Annotated in this window: 10 protein-coding genes and 2 tRNA genes; 4 read left to right on the forward strand and 8 right to left on the reverse strand. The window is 65.5% G+C overall.

Going from position 1 to position 16772, the window contains the following annotated elements; genetic code table 11:
* Positions 1-52: 52 nt before the first annotated feature.
* Positions 53-1663: a S1C family serine protease gene (locus tag IEW19_RS14315; RefSeq protein WP_188572284.1), complete on the reverse strand. Its 1611-nt coding sequence runs from the start codon at positions 1661-1663 to the stop codon at positions 53-55.
* 282 nt (positions 1664-1945) lie between these two features.
* On the opposite strand from IEW19_RS14315, the gene IEW19_RS14320 reads away from it, so the two are divergent.
* The 3 genes from IEW19_RS14320 to IEW19_RS14330 all read left to right on the forward strand — a co-directional run bounded on the left by IEW19_RS14320 (position 1946) and on the right by IEW19_RS14330 (position 6440).
* Entirely contained in the window at positions 1946-4027 is a 2082-nt protein-coding gene (locus tag IEW19_RS14320) for a TPM domain-containing protein (protein ID WP_188572285.1), read from the forward strand.
* Between the two features lie 109 nt (positions 4028-4136).
* Positions 4137-4925: a PspA/IM30 family protein gene (locus IEW19_RS14325; RefSeq protein WP_188572286.1), complete on the forward strand. Its 789-nt coding sequence runs from the start codon at positions 4137-4139 to the stop codon at positions 4923-4925.
* A gap of 90 nt (positions 4926-5015) precedes the next feature.
* Entirely contained in the window at positions 5016-6440 is a 1425-nt protein-coding gene (locus tag IEW19_RS14330; RefSeq protein WP_188572287.1) for a cryptochrome/photolyase family protein, read from the forward strand.
* A 36-nt stretch (positions 6441-6476) separates the two neighbouring features.
* Here the strand turns inward: IEW19_RS14330 and IEW19_RS14335 are convergent, their stop codons facing one another.
* The 5 genes from IEW19_RS14335 to IEW19_RS14355 form a co-directional block, all read right to left on the reverse strand.
* Positions 6477-7409: a cytochrome b/b6 domain-containing protein gene (locus tag IEW19_RS14335; RefSeq protein WP_188572288.1), complete on the reverse strand. Its 933-nt coding sequence runs from the start codon at positions 7407-7409 to the stop codon at positions 6477-6479.
* A gap of 138 nt (positions 7410-7547) precedes the next feature.
* Positions 7548-7621, reverse strand: a tRNA-Met gene (locus tag IEW19_RS14340).
* Between the two features lie 142 nt (positions 7622-7763).
* Positions 7764-7837: transfer RNA gene (locus IEW19_RS14345), tRNA-Met, on the reverse strand.
* Positions 7838-7955: 118 nt separating this feature from the next.
* Entirely contained in the window at positions 7956-10949 is a 2994-nt protein-coding gene (locus IEW19_RS14350; protein WP_188572289.1) for a UPF0182 family membrane protein, read from the reverse strand.
* A gap of 143 nt (positions 10950-11092) precedes the next feature.
* Complete coding sequence (locus tag IEW19_RS14355; protein ID WP_373283612.1) at positions 11093-12307, reverse strand: YlbL family protein; 1215 nt, start codon at positions 12305-12307, stop codon at positions 11093-11095.
* Positions 12308-12443: 136 nt separating this feature from the next.
* On the opposite strand from IEW19_RS14355, the gene IEW19_RS14360 reads away from it, so the two are divergent.
* Positions 12444-13871 (forward strand): zinc-dependent metalloprotease, encoded by a 1428-nt coding sequence (locus IEW19_RS14360; RefSeq protein ID WP_188572290.1) that lies wholly within the window; start codon positions 12444-12446, stop codon positions 13869-13871.
* A gap of 91 nt (positions 13872-13962) precedes the next feature.
* On the opposite strand, the gene IEW19_RS14365 is transcribed toward IEW19_RS14360, so the two are convergent.
* Positions 13963-14589, reverse strand: coding sequence for a M48 family metallopeptidase (locus IEW19_RS14365; RefSeq protein ID WP_188572291.1), 627 nt, complete (start codon positions 14587-14589; stop codon positions 13963-13965).
* Entirely contained in the window at positions 14586-16721 is a 2136-nt protein-coding gene (locus IEW19_RS14370; protein ID WP_188572292.1) for an ATP-dependent DNA helicase UvrD2, read from the reverse strand. Before IEW19_RS14370 ends, IEW19_RS14365 begins: the two co-directional genes overlap by 4 nt.
* Positions 16722-16772: the final 51 nt, after the last annotated feature.

Consider the following 16772-nt stretch of genomic DNA (forward strand, 5'->3'; position numbering starts at 1 on the left):
TGGGGACGCCGCCGTCGTCATTGCTGCCGTTCGTCAGCCGGGCTGGACCGCGTCAGCTCGCAGCGGCGCCCAGCGCGACATCGAACGTCTGCTCCTTGCCGCCGCGCTGGACGGTGATCTTTACGTTGGATCCTGCGGGCTGTTCGCGCACCGCCGCCGTCAACTGGTTCGGTTCGCCGATGGTGAGGTCGTTGAACTTAGTGATGACGTCACCGACCTTGATGCCGGCCTTTCCTGCTGCCGAATTGGCATCAACGGTGGCCACGTCGGCTCCCACCGAGAATTCGGAGGCTGCGCCCGAAGTGGTCTTTGCCTTGACGCTGACGCCGAGCTGGCCGTGGGAGGCCTTGCCGCCGTCGATGATTTCCTGGGCCACGCGCTTGGCGTTGTTGATCGGGATGCTGAACCCGACGCCGATGTTGCCGCTTTGGGACGTTGAGGTGCCGGATCCGGCGGACGCGATGGCCACGTTCACACCAATGATCTCACCCTTGCTGTTCACCAGGGCGCCGCCGGAGTTGCCGGGGTTGATGGCGGCGTCGGTCTGGATCACGTTGATGGCGATGGAACCCTCACTCGAGTTCTGCTGGCTCTGCCCGCCGCCGGGAGGGGCGAACTGGAATCCCTGGTCGCCGCCCTGGCTGTTGTCGCCGCCCTTTGGCGCCGCTGACGATGCCACGCTGATGGTGCGGTTGAGGGTGGACACGATGCCGTCCGTGACGGTCCCGGTCAGGCCCAGCGGGGAACCGATGGCGATGGCGGTGTCCCCCACGTTGAGCTTGGAGGAGTCACCGAGCGTGGCGGGGGTCAGGCTCGAGGTGTCGTCCACCTTGATGACGGCGAGGTCGGACAGGGGGTCGGTGCCAACCAGCTTTGCGGGCAGGACCTTTCCGTCGCTGGTGCGGATTTCAAGGGTGGCGTTGGCAGTCTGGCCGTCGAGGGTCACTACGTGCGTGTTGGTCAGGATGTGCCCCTGGTCGTCAAGGACAATGCCGGATCCGGTGCCCCCGGAGCTGCCGCTAGTGGCACTGATGGTGACCACGCTGGGCGAGGCCTTCACGGCAGCCGCGGTGATGGCGTTGACGTCGTCCTTGTTGTTGACGATGACCGTGCCGGGCTGGCTGTTGCTGCCTACCCTTGACGTGCTGGACCCGGTGTTTCCAAACAGTTCGCCGGCACCAACCGTAGCCACTCCGCCGCCGACCAGGCCTGCCGCGAGGATGCTTGCAACCAGGGTGCCGACGCCGAAGGTGGCCTTCCGACGCGGCGCATCCTTGGAGTTGGGGGCCAGGCCCACGCTCCCGTGCGACGTGCCGTTGGCTGCACCGTGCATGGGCTGGCCGTTCTCGTGCTGCTGCTGGCCGTAGTATCCGGACTGGCCGTAAAACGGCTGGCGCTGGGGATAAACGGGGCGTGGGGCGCCCGGCAGCTCCTGGGTGTGGTTGTCACGCATCTGCGGCTGGTCCAGCCGTTCTGTGTTGTTGTGCTGCTCCCCGGCGCTGTAGCCGCGTTCCTGTCCTGCGGCCCCACCCTCGTGCTGAGTGCCCGCCTGGCGGTCTCCGGGCTGTTGGGAGTCCTGCTGCGGGCCCTGCTGCTGCCAGGGGTTCCGGCTGCCCGCGTGGTTGTCCTCCGGGACCGGTCCAGGGGTTTGATTCTCAGTCATGGGACTTCCTTTCATCCTCGTCTGCCATTAACTATGAACCGTCGCGCTGGAACAAGCTCGGATGTTTGCTGAGAGCTTCCTGAATGCTTCGCCGATGGCTGGCATCCCCGTAAGGCGTTTCGCTGGCGGCATATTCGGCCGCATGGACTGGGTGTGGGGTGCACCATAGAATCAAGATGAATTGCCACAGCGACCTGCGGCTTCACACCAAGCGTGGGGGCGCTGCTGGATTCGACGACTGATTCGTCCCGAATCGGTGTCATGCGTGCTGAAGGGTTGCACATGCGGTCAAAGTTCAAACGTATCCTCGCCGTGATTGGCCTTGCCGGGCTGCTGGCGGTACCCGCCGGCGCCGCGTGGGCCGAAGACCCGGTCACCATCCCCTCAGGGACCAACGTCGTTGACGATGCCAATCTCCTGGGCAGCCGAAAAGGTGAGGTCCAGGACGCCGTCCAGAAGCTGTTGAAGGACCACAAGTACAACCTGTACGTGATCACGGTCAACACGTTCACCAACCCTACCGACCCCAAAACCTGGTCGCAGACGGTTGCTACCAACAAGGGGATGGGGCGCTACGACGTCATCCTTGCCATGTCCAATGACGGCAAGTACTACTTCGCACCGAATTCGGCCAGTCCTATCGCTTCAAAAACCAACGAAATCAGCCAAAATGCGGTGGTGGCAAACCTGGCAGGCGGCAAGCGCGACTTCGCCCAGGCGGCCATTGACACCGCATCGGCTGTTGGTGACGCAGCGGCCGGCGGCAGCGGCAAGGTGTCCTCCGGTAACGGAGGGGGCGCGGCTGTCCTGGTAGGCGCGGGCGTGGTGGTTGCCGGCGGCGGAGCCTACCTGTATTACCGGAACCGCCGGAAGAAGGCTGCCGGCGGTTCCGGCCAGGCGTCCTCTGGAAGTTACGGGCCCCAAGGCGCCGAACTGGACCCGCTTGCATCGCTCAGCGTCGAGGAACTCCGACGCAAGAGCGGATCCCTGCTGATCGAGGCTGACGACGCCATCAAATCCAGCGAGCAGGAACTTGGCTTCGCCCAGGCACAATACGGTGACGCCGCCGTCGGGAACTTCACCAAGGCCCTCGAAGAGGCGAAAGCCCACATGGCCGAGTCCTTCAAACTGCAGCAGCAACTCGATGACCACATCCCCGACACCGAGGAGCAGCAGCGGACCTGGCTTGGCGAAATCATCCGCCGGTCCGAAGCAGCCCTGGCTTCCCTTCAGGAGCAGAAGGCAGACTTCGATTCCCTCCGTGAACTGGAGAAAAACGCTCCACAGGCCCTGGCCGCGGTCAACGCCGGGGCCCGCGAAGCGGACGCAAAGATCGCCAGTGCCGAGCAGTCGCTGGCCAGCATGCGGTCCAAATACGCCGACAGTGCGCTGACCCAGGTATCTGACAACATCGTGCAGGCCAAGGAGCGGCTTGCCTTTGTGCAGAACGCGTCCGAAACCGCCCAGCAGAAGCTGGGTGAAGGCGAAGCAAGCCTGGCCGCCGTGGCAGTACGCGCTGCCGAGGAGAGCCTGCACCAGACGAACGTCCTGCTGGGCGCCATTGCCAAGGTTGCCGGCAATCTTGATGAGGCCCACAACAGCATAGAGGCAGCAGTAGTGGACACGTCCCAGGACCTGGCCCAGGCAAAGGCCATGATCCAGTCCGGGAGCAATGCTGAACTCGCGGGTCCGGTGGCAGGGGTGGAAGCGGCGTTGGCGCAGGTCAAAACCGATATCCAAGGTGGAAAGATCGATCCCATCGCCACCCTGCAGCGGGTGGAAGGGGCCCATCAGTCCCTGGACCAGGCGCTGTCCGGCATCCGGGACCAGCAGGACCAGACACGGCGTGCGCAAGCCGCTCTACAGCAGACCGTGATGTCGGCCCAGGCCCAAATCAGCGCCACCTCCGACTACATCACGGCCCGCCGCGGCGGTGTGGGCACCGAAGCACGTACCCGGCTTGCGGAGTCCCAGCGAAACCTCGACTACGCGCTGTCCATCTCCCGCACTGATCCGGTCACCGCCCTCACCTACGCGCAGCAGGCACACGCCTTGGCGGCTCAGGCCGCGCAGCTGGCCCAGGCCGACGTGGACCACTTCGACGGGTACGCCAACCAGGGCTTCGGCCGGGGCGGCATGTTCGGTGGCGGTGGCGGCGGCGGACTGGGAGGTGCCATCCTGGGCGGCATCCTGATCAACTCGATCCTCAACGGGGGCCACGGAGGCTGGGGCGGCGGCGGTGGCGGCTGGGGTGACGGCGGCGGTGGCGGTGGCGGTGGCGGCTGGGGCGGAGACTCCGGCGGCTTCGGCGGCGGGGACTTTGGCGGCGGCGATTTCGGCGGCGGAGACTCCGGCAGTTTCTAAACACTTCCGCCGCTACACGCTGGAAGATCCCGGCGGGGCGGAAAGACGCAGTACACCACTGTGCACCGGTTCCAGTGGTCAACACAGAGCAGGACGAAAGGCAAACACCATGGTTAAGCAGTCCATTTTCGGCCGGATCGCGCAGCTGGCAAAGGCGAACATCAACTCTTTGCTGGACAACGCCGAGGATCCCCAGAAGATGCTGGACCAGATGGTCCGCGACTACACCAACAACATCGCCGAAGCCGAGTCTGCCGTGGCGCAGACCATCGGCAACCTCCGCATGCTGGAAGACGACTACAACGAAGACGTCAAGAACGCGCGCGACTGGGGCAACAAGGCACTTGCCGCATCCCGCAAGGCAGACGAGTTCCGTGGGGCCGGCGACGTGGCCGACGCTGAGAAGTTCGACAACCTGGCAAAAGTGGCCCTGCAGCGCCAGATGGCGGCCGAGAACGAAGCCAAGGGTGCAGAGCCGAGCATCGCCTCCCAGCGCGAGGTGGTCGACAAGCTGAAAACAGGCCTGGACCAGATGAAGAACAAGCTCAACCAGCTCACCAGCAAGCGCAACGAGCTGGTTGCCAGGTCCAAGACGGCGGCGGCGCAGTCCCAGGTCCACGATGCGATCAAGAGCATCGACATCATGGACCCCACCAGCGAAGTGGGACGGTTCGAGGAGAAGATCCGCCGCGAAGAGGCCAAGGTCCGCGGGCAGCAGGAACTTGCCGCGTCCAGCCTGGATGCACAGTTCAACCAGCTTGAGGACCTGGGCGAGCAGACGGAGATCGACGCCCGCCTCGCCGCCCTGAAGGCCGGCGGCGCGAAGCCTGCCCTTGGCGCTGCAAACCCCGCAGCTTCTGAGTCAACCGTTGAAGAAGCCGACTTCGACAAGCTCTAGGGGCGGGTAACACCTCACCAGGCAGGACGTGGCGGTGGCCGGGACGATGGTCCCGGCCACCACCACGTCCAGAGTGTGTAGCGTGGTGCCATGACCTCCCCCGAACAGACCGCCCTGGTCTGGCTCCGCGACGACCTGCGCCTGGACGACAACCCTGCCCTCCACGCTGCAGCGGACCTCGGCATGCCGCTGACTGTGGTGTACGTCCTTGATGAGGAATCCGCCGGGGTCAGGCCGCTGGGCGGCGCTGCCCGCTGGTGGCTGCACCATTCACTTGCAGCGTTGGCTGCCTCCCTTGAAGCAAGTGATTCGCGCCTGCTCCTCCGCCGCGGACCGGCGGAACAGGTCATCAGGGAGGTGGCGGTGGAGACCGGAGCTGTGCACCTCTTCTGGAACCGGCGCTACGGGGAGCCTGAGCGGGCCATTGACACAGCGGTTAAGGCGTGGGCCAGGGACAACGGCCTGGAGGCGTCGAGCTTCCAGGCGAACCTCCTGTTCGAACCGTGGACAGTAAAGACCGGCTCCGGCGGGCCGTACAAGGTGTTCACGCCTTTTTGGCGTGCATGCCTGGCCAGCCATGACGTCAGGGATCCCTTGGAGCCTCCCGCCCAGATTCCAGGGCCTCCGCCAAGCGGCCGGACCCGGGCCAGCGACGAGCTCGACAGCTGGCACCTGCTCCCCTCCTCCCCCGACTGGAGTGGGGGCCTCGCGGCCACCTGGACCCCTGGCGAGCAGGGCGCCCGGCACCGGCTGGACGACTTCCTGGACGGTCCTGCCGGCGAGTACGGGACCGGACGGAACCTGCCCGCCATTGAGGGCACCAGCCGCCTCTCGCCCCACCTGCGCTTCGGCGAGGTCAGCCCGTTCCGGGTGTGGCGCGAGATCCGCCGCAGCTTTCCGCGGACGGTGCCTGCCGACGTCGGAATCTTCCGTTCCGAACTGGGCTGGCGTGAATTCTGCTGGCAACTGCTGTACAACAACCCGGAACTGGCCACCCGCAACTACCGCCCCGAATTCGACCGGTTCGCCTGGCAGCGGCTGGGCAGGGGCGAGCTGGCAGCGTGGCAGCAGGGCCGCACCGGCTATCCACTGGTGGACGCCGGGATGCGGCAGTTGTGGCAGACGGGCTGGATGCACAACCGGGTGCGGATGGCCGCCGCTTCATTCCTGGTCAAGAACCTCCTGGCCGACTGGCGGATCGGAGAACAATGGTTTTGGGACACCCTGGTGGACGCTGATGCCGCCAGCAACCCGGCCAACTGGCAGTGGGTGGCAGGTTCGGGCGCTGACGCGTCCCCGTATTACCGGATCTTCAATCCCGTGACCCAAAGCCGGAAATTCGACGCCGGTGGCCGGTACCTGCGCGAATTCGTCCCGGAGCTCGCAGGCCTGGATAACAAAGCCATTCACGAACCCTGGAAGGCGGGCGCCACGGACTATCCGGAACCCCTCATTGAGCTGCCAGAATCCAGGGAACGGGCGCTGGCTGCCTACCAGCAGCTCAAGGACGGCTGAGGTGCCCTTGGGCTCCGCGGCGGCAGGGTGCCCGCTTTAGCGGCTGACCTTGCCCATCAGGGACGCGATGGGCCGCAGGAAGATCGGGCGGGCCAGGAACCAGGCGGCCACCATGACCGCCACGGAGGCGAGGAACACCCAGAAACCAAACCAGCCGTCGTCGTCCCGGACTCCGTACATGTGGTTCAGGTTCCGCAGTGCACCGGTGGCCAGCACCAGGAAGACGTGGACCACCACGAAAGCTGCAAAGTAGATCATTACCGGGAAGTGGACGGCGCGTGCCCATTCAATCGGGTAGGCCTTGTTAAGGCCTGCAGCCTTCTTTGGCCACGCGGAGGACATCCGCAGCCCCGTGACGAACGCCAACGGCGCAGCAATGAAGACGGTCACGAAGTACGCGAGGAGCTGCAGCGCGTTGTAGTTGATCCAGCCGTCTTCCGTGGGCCAGTCCAGCGAGGCGTACTGCAGCGCGGCCGAAACGGCATTCGGGAAGACGTCCCAGCTGGTGGGGACAATCCGCATCCATTGTCCGGAAGCGAACAGCAGGACGGCGAAGACGAGCCCGTTCAGGATCCAGAGGGCATCAAGCGTCAGGTGGAACCAGAGCTCCAGGCTGATCTTGGTGGGTGCGTTCCGGGTGCGGATCAGGCCCTTGTTGTTCCTGGTCCAGTGTCCGCTGGGCCGGGCGGTGGTACGTACCTGCCAGCCCGTACGGATGATCAGGACCAGGAAGAATGCGTTAAGGAAGTGCTGCCAGGCCAGCCACGCAGGGAATCCGACCGGGGCATCGGCCGGCAGCTCGGACGAGCCCGGGTATTCGGAGACGAACGCGGTGACGGCGGGCATTCCCATGAGCACCCTGGCGATCAGCACCAACAGGACCATTGCCACCAGGACGGCAGGCACCACCCAGTAAATCCTGGACCGCTTAGCCGTCGCGGCGCCGGGCTTTTTCGTGGGTGTGGCCATCGAATTACATACCTCTCAAGAATGACTGGGCTGCCCGCAGATCGCGGGACCCTCCGAAAGAGAATACAAGGAATTGGGCGCATCCAAGGAAAAAGGAAGGCCCCGTCCGGCATAACTGCCGGTCGGGGCCTTCATAAGTTGCGGGGACAGGATTTGAACCTGTGACCTCTGGGTTATGAGCCCAGCGAGCTACCGAACTGCTCCACCCCGCGTCGCTCGATCAACACTACCCTACTTTGGCAGCCGACCTGACCACACGGCTCGGGCCCCCGCGGGTTGCTTCCACCCCACCCGCTGGCGGCGGGCAAAACAAAAGGCCCGGACATTGTTTCCAATGTCCGGGCCTTTCCTCAGTTGCGGGGACAGGATTTGAACCTGTGACCTCTGGGTTATGAGCCCAGCGAGCTACCGAACTGCTCCACCCCGCGTCGCAAGAACTACTTTACCGGGAGGTGAACCCCAGGCCAAATTGAAGCGGCGTGACGTCCGTTACGCCGGCCCGGCACCCGGCCCCCTGGGTTCGGATGCCGGGCCGCCGCCGTCGTGCTACCGCCCCGCCGAAGGTGTTGGCGACGGTGAGGTGGAAGCAGCAGGGGCCGGGCTGGCCGCCGGAGCAGTAACGGGAATCTTGGCCTCGGCGTCCATTGCCTTCTTCAGCGCGGCCGCAACCTTCTTCTGCGCGTCGCCATAGGCAGCGAAGTCCCCGGCCGCGAGCGCCGTCTGGCCTGCCTGGATGGCCGAGTTGGCCTCGTCCAGGGCCGCCTTCAGCTGTGCCTTCGCGTCAGCTTCCGCAGGTGTGGCAGGAGCTGCCGGACTTGCGGGCGTCTGGCCGTTGTTGGCCGAGTCACCCGCGGCTGCACCGGAATCGCCGCCGAAAAGCTGCTTGAGGGCTGCATCAAGCGTTGGCGCGAAGCCCACCTTGTCACCGAAGGCCACCAGGACGCGCTGCAGGGTGGGGTACGACGTCTCACCCGTCGATTTGAGGTAGACCGGCTGGACGTAGAGGATGCCGCCGCCCACGGGCAGGGTGAGCAGGTTGCCGTTCAGCACGTCCGACGCACCCTGCCGCAGCAGGTTCAGTGCCTGTGACACGGTGGGGTCGGAGTTGAACTTGTTTTGCGCCTGTCCCGGACCGGGCACCTGTGTTTCCGGCGGGATCTGCAGCAGCCGCAGTTTTCCGTAGCCTTCATCCTTCACGCCTGCCTGGGTACCCGCATCCGAGTCCGCTGCGAGGAAGCCGTAGAGGACGTTGCGGGCGTTTCCGTTCACGATCTGCGGAATGAAGGAAGACGTCAGCTGGAAGGCGGGTTTCGCCTGGTCCGGCATCTGCAGGGACATATAGAACGGCGGCTGCTTCACATCCGTGCTTACCGTGGGATCGGCCGGCGTGCTCCACGCATCGTTGTTCTTGTAGAAGCTGGTGGGATCTGTCACGTGGTACTGCCCCAGCAGCTCGCGCTGGACCTTGAACAGGTCCTCGGGGTAGCGGACGTGGCTCATCACCGCTCCGGACATTTCCGAGTACGGCTTCAGGGAGGACGGGAACACCTTCTGCCAGGCCTTCAGCACGGGGTCGGTGTCGTCCCACGCGTAGAGGGTGACCGAGCCGTCGTAGGCGTCCACGGTGGCCTTGACCGAGTTGCGGATGTAGTTAACCGTGCTGTTGGGCAGTGCGACGGCGCGGCCGGAACTCGTCTGCGAATCAGCGGTGGCGTCCGACAGCTGTTTTTGCTGTGAGTAGGGGTAGTACTGGCTGGTGGTGTAACCGTCCACGATCCATTTGACCCTGCCGTCCACCACAGCCGGGTAGGCCCCGCCGTCCACGGTCAGGTAGGGGGCTACCTTCTGGACCCGCTCCCGGGGGCTGCGGTCGTACAGGATCTGCGACTCCGGGTTCACGCCGTCCGAGAGCAGCAGGTCCGAGGACTGGAACTTGATGGCGTAGAGCATCTTATTGAAGAAGGAGCCAACGTTGGGCCCGCCGTTTCCGTCGAACGTGTACTGGGTTTCGCCCTCCCCCTCCTTGCCGGAGGGGCGGTCCTGCTCACGTGGCGTGGCACCGGCCGGGGCACCCACGATCGAGTATTCCGGTGAGGACTCACCGAAGTAAATCCGTGGCTGGTAGGTTGTATCGTTGCCCAGCACACCGGTCGAAGGGATGCCGGACTGCAGGAATTCAGGCTTGCCGTCCACCGTGAACTTGTTGCCCTTGGCAGCCACTACTCCGTAGCCGTGGGTGTACACCACGTGCTGGTTGAGCCAGCCCTGCTGGTTGGTTGAGACGTTCGTGGGGTTCAGCTCCCGCACGGCGATCACGGTGTCCTGGATCTTGCCGTCCACCTCATAACGGTCCACGTTGAGGGCCTTGGGGAACTGGTAGTACGGACGGTACTGTTCCAGCTGCGCGAAGGCATCCGAAATCAGGTTGGGGTCCAGAAGCCTGATGTTGGCCGTGGTCTTTGCATCGGGAGCGAGTGCGCCGGTGCTGGCCGTATTGGTGGCGTCGTACCGGGTTTCCTGGATGCCGTCCAGGCCGTAGGCCTTGCGTGTGTTCGCGATGTTCCGCTGGATGTATTTGCTTTCCAGAGTCTGCTCCGACGGACGCACCTGGAACTGCTGGATTACCCACGGATAGACGCCCCCGGCCAGGATGGACGTGATGATCAGCATCGCGGTGCCGATCACGGGCAGGCGCCAGCGGCCGATGACTGCAGCAACGATGAAGAGGATGGCCACCAGGACGGCAGACACAGCGAGGATGGCTTTGGTGGGGATGACGGCATTGACATCCGTGTAGAGCGCACCGGCCCAGCGGCCTCCGTTGCTTTGCACGGAAGAGTAGCGGTCCAGCCAGAAGTTGACGCCGAGGAGCACCAGGAAGGCCGCTCCGGTGACGGCGATGTGGATCTGCGCAGCGCGGCTGGTGAACACGCCGCGTTCCATCAGCCGGATGCTGCCATACAGGTAGTGCGTGAGGATGCCGGCGATGCCCGCAATGACCACCACGCTGATCAGGAAGCCGGTCACAAACCCGAGGAACGGCAGGGTCATCAGGTAGAAGCTGATGTCCATGCCAAACTGCGGGTCGGTTTCGCCGAAACCAACCTGGTTGAAGAACAGCAGGACTTTCTGCCACTGGCTTGCGGCCGCGCTGCCCGCAAAGAGGCCAAAGAGAACCGGCAGGCCCACCATGACCACCCGGCGGACAGGCTCCAGCTGCGCCTGGTACCGGTTCAGGTTGTCCCGGACCTCAGAGTCCGGTGCGTAGACCGGCCTGGCGTTGTAGGCAATGCGGATCGAAAAGAAGACCGCCGCGAACATGAGGGCGAAGCCGGCCACGAATGTGGCGATTTTGGCGAGGTTTTCAGTGACGAAGACCTCGATGAAGCCCAGCTGCCGGTACCAGAGGACATCGGTCCAGACGTTGGCGAAGAAAATGAAGCCGACTACCACCAGGGCGACAACGATCAGGGTGGGCGTCAGGGCTCCGCGTCGTGAAGGGGGTTTGCCTGTGGACTTGGTGCTGGCGGGACGGGACAAACTGGGTACCTCATAGCTGGTCGTCGAAATATTCGAGGCGTGCAAGCGACGTACGGTACCGGTCCAACGGCTGGTTTCGTCCGTCATCATTTGCCACGAGTGGCGGTAGAGCTTAGTTCCTGTCGAGTCTAGTTGGGCCCACTCTATTTGCCGGTGCAGGCAGGGAGCCCGGATGTGTCCTGCCCGCTGCCGGCCAGTTCGACCGCGTGCCGGGCCTGCGCCAGGTTCTCCACGCGGACAACCTGGAGGCCTTCGGGAACGTGGCCCGCCACCTCGTCACAGTTGCCGGCGGGAGCCAGGAAGAGGGAGGCCCCGGACGAGCGCGCACCCCGCATCTTCTGCCCGATGCCGCCGATGGGTCCCACCGCACCGTCCGGCGAGATGGTGCCGGTGCCCGCAATATGCTTGCCGCCGGTAAGGTCGCCCGGCGTGACCGTATCGATGATGCCCAGCGAGAACATGAGCCCGGCGCTGGGGCCGCCCACCTTGTCCAGGGAGATCTGCACCTGGAACGGGAAACTGAACAGGTACTTCAGCATGACGCCGAGAATGAAGCGGCCTTGTCCGTTGTCCTTGGGGGTGACCTCAACCGTAACGGGTTGGCCGGCGCGCTCCACCGTCACGGTCGCCGGAGCTCCCTTGCCCGCTGCCAGTTCATCCTGGATGACGCTAAGTGAGGTGATGTCCCTGCCATTGATGGACTTGAGGATGTCCCCTTGCTCGATCTTGCCCGCCGACGCCGAATCCTTGGACAGGTCCGCAGCCTGGAGCTGCTGGCCGAAGGGAATCTTGAGTTCGTTCAGGGCGGAGGCAACCGCGTTCTCCTGGGACGTGGCCATGGCCACCGCGCTCTGTTCCTGCGCCTCCTCCTTTGTAGTGCCCGTGGGATAGATCAGTTCCACCGGGTACACGGCCTTGGACTTGTCCAACCATGCCGAGAATGCGTTGAGGATGCTGATGGAGTCGGTGGGGCCGCCGTCGACGTACACCGTTGTCAGGTCCAGGCTCCCCGCAGCGGGATACGTCTCATGGCCGCTGACATTGATGACCGGGTGCCCCTGGCTCTCCCCCAGCGTGTTGTACGTGGGCCCCGGCGACTCGACGACGTACGGCACCGGAAGCGTGCCCACTGCAATTCCCAGCCCCAGCGCCGCCAGCCCGGCTACCATCATGGTGGAAAGCCGCCTGCCCTTGCGTCCGGCGTCGTCCGCGCTGGCGCGTCCGGCAGCACCCGCCGTGCCGCCGCTGTCCCCGGCGCTTTCCGGCGGCCCCCCGGCCCGAAAACGGGCGGAACTGGAGACGCGGGAAAGTTCGGGAGCGTGGTCCTCGGAGGAATGGCCGCCACGGGTTGTAGTCACCCCACCAACAGTACGCGGTGGCTGCACGCCGAAGCGCTTTGCCTAGAGCGAACGACGGCGGCGGGCGGCAGACAGCCGACCCCCACCGGGGTACCGTGAAGGTTGATCAACAGTCACACCATCGATCGGCGGGACCATGACCTCCAACCCACTCAATCCGTCCAACGGCGACGACAACCCCAAGGATCCGTTGACCGAAATGCTGCAGAACCTGATGGGCGGCAGGGGGATGGAAAACTTCGATCCCGCAGAGCTCGCCAAGGCTGCCGGCCTCCCGGATGACCCCAACCTGCTGGCCCAGATGTTCTCGCAGGTGCAGGCGATGATGAGCGCGCCGTCGGAGGGTCCCGTCAACTGGACGCTTGCCCACGACAACGCCCGGAGGGTGGCCGCCGGCACTTCAGACCCCTCAGTAACGGCACAACAGTCCAGGGATGTCGATGAAGCCCTGCGCCTGGCCGAACTGTGGCTGGACCCGGTCACCGACCTGCCCGCCACCGGCCTGATCGGCAAGGCCTGGTCGCGCGCGGAATGGGTGGAGGCCACCCTTGGCACCTGGAAGCGGCTGACCGAGCCCGTGGCCAACAGCATCGCCAATGCGCTCTCCTCCGCCATGACGGAGCAGATGCCCGAGGAAATGAAGTCCATGATGGGCGGCGCCTCCTCCATGCTGCAAAACATGGGCGGCGCCATCTTCGGCATGCAGCTCGGGCAGGCCATCGGCGCCCTTTCCAGGGACGTGGTCAGCTCCACCGACATCGGTGTCCCGCTCGCCGACCTGGAAATGGCGCTCCTGCCGGCAAACGTTGCCGCCTTCGGCGAGGGCCTGTCCCTCCCCGAGAACGACATCCGGCTGTTCCTTGCCGTAAGGGAAGCCGCGCACGCACGGCTCTTCGTGCAGGTTCCCTGGCTGCGCGGACACCTGCTGGGCGCCATCGAGGCATACGCCCGCGGCATCCACATCGACACCTCACGCATCGAGGAGCTCGCCCGGGACCTTGACCCGAGCAACCCCGAAGGCATCCAGGAGGCCCTGTCCCAGGGCGTCTTCATGCCCCAGCGGACCCCGGCCCAGGATCAGGCGCTGGAGAAGCTGGAGACGGCACTGGCCCTGGTGGAGGGCTGGGTGGACGAACTTACCGCCGCCGCGACGGAGAAGGTCCTGCCGTCCGCCGGCGCGCTGCGGGAAACAGTGCGCCGCCGCCGGGCAACAGGCGGGCCCGCCGAGCACGCCTTCGCTTCCCTGGTGGGGCTGGAGCTGCGCCCGCGCAGGCTGCGCGACGCCGCCACCCTGTGGGCCACGCTGAAGGAGGAACGCGGGATCGAGGGCCGTGACGCCATCTGGCACCACCCCGACCTGCTGCCCACCGCCGAAGACCTCGATGATCCGAAGGGCTTCAGCAACCGCCGGAAGCTCGCCGAAGCCAGCGACAGCGAAGTGGATGACGCCCTGCAGAAACTGCTGAGCGGCGGTTTTGACGACACCTCCACCGATGAGGGCGGGGCCGATGGCGATTCGGACGGCAAGGACGACGACGGCGGAACGGACCAGCCGAAGGGCTGACACTTTTCCGGCGGGCCGGGATTTTCCTGGCCCGCCAGGGTGCTTTGACGGCCGCCCCGGTGTGCAGGGCAGGACAGGTGCCGGGCAGGACCTAGTCGGCGTCCCCTGGGAAATCCCCAGCGCCATCCTGGTCGCCTTTATCCAGTCCCCGGGACGTGGCAAAGGAAACACCCTCGAGGAATGCCTTGGCCCGCTGGGTTTCGGGATACGCCTCCAGCAGCTTCCAGAATGCGGCGTTGTGCGAAGCCACCAGGAGGTGGGCCAGTTCGTGCAGCAGGACGTAGTCGGTGACCCACTGGGGCATGGGCCGCAGCTTGTCCGATATGCGGATGGTTCCCTCGGCCGGAGTAGCGGACCCCCACCGGGAGTTCTGGTTGCTGACCCAACGAACGGACGAGGGCACTGACCGGCCGCCGAGATATTGCGCGGACAGCTGGGCGGCGTGAGCTGCAAGGGCCTCATCGGAGGCAGGACGGCGACGGCCGGTTGCCTGTTGCCGCTCCCCCTGCTTGTGCAGTTTGGCCAGCATGCGGTGAACCCATTCCCGCTCCTGCGCGGCAGTGAAGCGCGCAGGGATGGCCACCACGGCTGTTCCGTCTTCCCAGAACGCCGCCACCGTGCGCGTCCGCCGGGCAGAGCGCCGCACTTCCACGGGAGAACCGTTTGAGGTGGTGAGGGCGGCGGCCTGGCGGGAACCGCCGTTGGGTGCGCGCCTCACAAGACGGAGCTTTCGACAAGGACCCGGAGGACGTCTTCCCCGTACTTTTCCAGCTTGGATGGGCCGACGCCGGCGAGGCCCGCAAGTTCCTCCAGCGATGCCGGCCTGGCCTCGGCAATTGCAGTGAGGGTGGCATCGGTGAAGACGACGAATGCGGGAACGTCAGCGGACTGGGCCACCTCGCGGCGCCAGTTGCGGAGGGCGTCGAACGTCTGTTCCTCGTAGGTGGGTGGACATGCGTTGCAGCGGCCCACCTTTCGTTCGGCACCGGTGGCCAGCATTGTGCCACAGACCCGGCACACGGCAGGCGCGGCGGCCTTGCGGCGGGGGGCGGCTCCCTTCCCCCTGGTACTGGAGCTTGCCACCGAGTCCGGCCGCAGCCCGTCGAGGAACCGGGATGGCTTCCGGTTGGCGCGGCCGCCGGGAGTCCTCGCGGTGCTCCACGAGAGGGAAAGATGCTCCCGTGCCCGGGTGATGCCGACGTACAACAAGCGGCGCTCCTCATCCACCGATTCGGGGGAATCAGCGAAGGAAATGGGCATCAGGCCTTCACTCAGGCCCACCAGGAAGACTGCGTCCCATTCCAGGCCCTTGGCTGCGTGGAGGGAGGCGAGCGTAACGCCCTGCACGGTTGGCGCGTGCTGGGCCAGTGAACGCTCCTGGAGTTCGTTGACGAAATCCGCCAGGCCGAACTGGGGGCCGCGGGTCTGAACGAGTTCGTCGGCGAGCGCCACAAGTGCCGCAAGGGACTCCCAGCGTTCGCGCAGGGCCCCGCCGCTGTGTGGCGCGGAGTCGGTGTAGCCGAGGGAAGAGACGATGTCCCGGACCAACTGCCCGAGCGGTTCCGGCGTATCCGTTTCAGAAACGGCCCTGGTGGCTGCGCGCAACTGGAGGATGGCATCGCGGACCTCCTTGCGGGCGAAGAAGCGTTCGCCGCCCCTCAACTGGTAGCCGATGCCCGCCGCTGCCAGCGCCTGCTCGTAGGCCTCCGACTGGCCGTTGGTGCGGAAAAGGATGGCAATCTCGCTGGCAGGAGTGCCGGCGTCGAGCAGGGCCTTGATCTTCTGCGCCACAGTGGCTGCTTCGGCTTCGTCGTCCGTGCATTCGGTGAACTGTGGAGTGGGCCCGGCGGGGCGCTGGGCCACGAGCTGCAGGGGCGCCGCCCAGGCGGCGTCGGCGGTGGCGCCTCCGCTCCGGCGCCCCGCCAGCAGGTCATTGGCCAGTTTCACCACTTGGGGTGTGGACCGGTAGTCCCTGATGAGCTTGACGACGTTGGCCTGCGGGTAACGGGTCTTGAAGTCAAGCAGGTGCCTGGGCGAGGCGCCCGTAAAGGAGTAGATGGTCTGGCTGGCGTCCCCCACGACGCAGAGTTCGTCACGCCCGCCGAGCCAGAGCTCCAGGAGCCGCTGCTGCAGCGGGGATACGTCCTGGTATTCGTCCACCACGAAGTGCCGGTACTGCTCCCGAACCGTGGCAGCTACCTTCTCGTCCTCCTGCAGGATGCCCACCGTGATCAGGAGGACGTCCTCAAAGTCGATCAGGTTGCGGTCGGTCTTGACGTCCTCGTAGGACTGGAAGACGCGGGCCACGGCAGTGAGGTCAAACCCTCCGGGCGCGCCCCTCCCCTGGGCGTTTTCCAGATAGTTGGCCGGCGTCAGCATGGAGACCTTGGCCCATTCGATTTCTGAGGCAAGATCGCGGATGGAGGCCCGGTCCGTGCTGAGCCTGAGCCGCCGCGCGGCCTCCGCAAGCAGCTGGGCCTTGTGGTCCAGCAGGTTGGGCAGCGTGCCGCCCACAGCCTGCGGCCAGAAGAACTGCAGCTGGCGCAGGGCAGCGGCATGGAAGGTGCGGGCCTGCACATTTCCGGCGCCGAGGTCGCGCAGGCGGCTGCGCATCTCTGCCGCCGCCCGGGCAGTAAACGTGACGGCGAGCAGGCGCTGCGGGGTGTAGACCCCCGAGTGCACGCCGTACGCGATGCGGTGGGTGATGGCGCGGGTCTTCCCGGTTCCCGCACCGGCCAGTACGCACAACGGCCCGCCCAGGGTGCTGGCCACCTCACGCTGTTCGGCGTCGAGCCCCCCGAGGATCCGGTCCTCAAGGGAGCCTGCTCCGTCAAAAATCTCTGTAGGCACTTCTGCTGCTTTGTTTCTCGACTCCCGCGTGCTGGAGTCTGGTGGATGGAA

Source organism: Arthrobacter liuii (assembly GCF_014639275.1).
Lineage (GTDB): Bacteria > Actinomycetota > Actinomycetes > Actinomycetales > Micrococcaceae > Arthrobacter > Arthrobacter liuii.